Origin of the sequence: Mesorhizobium sp. M2E.F.Ca.ET.219.01.1.1 (assembly GCF_004016445.2) — a bacterium.
In the GTDB taxonomy this organism is placed as follows: domain Bacteria; phylum Pseudomonadota; class Alphaproteobacteria; order Rhizobiales; family Rhizobiaceae; genus Mesorhizobium.
The window spans coordinates 1-473 of sequence record NZ_SADT02000046.1; the positions used below are offsets into that span (position 1 = coordinate 1).

1 protein-coding gene is annotated in these 473 nt (G+C 53.7%); it reads right to left on the reverse strand.

Going from position 1 to position 473, the window contains the following annotated elements:
* Positions 1–473, reverse strand: a 473-nt coding sequence (locus EN862_RS36445; RefSeq protein WP_193771627.1) for a hypothetical protein, incomplete at both ends; no start/stop codon positions are given.

Consider the following 473-nt stretch of genomic DNA (forward strand, 5'->3'; position numbering starts at 1 on the left):
AGTAGTTCCTGGTATTGACCAAGTAGCGCGCACAATTGGCACTGCACGAGAAGATGCCACGCGAGGTCGAAAGGCTTATCGAGCTGGTCAAAATTGCGCATCAGGCGCTCTTTCTCTTCGACTGCAGCGTCAAAGAAACCCAATATGATCAGCGATTCGCTGAAATATGCTTGGGCAGAGACACGTTGATCCGCACCGCCGAACAGAATACGATGACTTGGGTCAACCCGATCAATCAGATCTAAGGCCTTGCGCAAGGCCTCCGCTGCCAGCGGCTCTTCTCCCCGGTTGGAATGAGCGATCCCCTTTGTTGCCCAAAGACCACTCAGATGGGCCGTTGGAAGGAGATCGGCACAGTTTGCGAGCTGCTCTTCGGCCAGGGTCAGGTAATCGTGATTGCGCCCAGTGGCATAAAAAAATGGAGCGAGTGAAAGCGCAACGTCACATTGCAATTCGACCGATGCAGTCTTCGC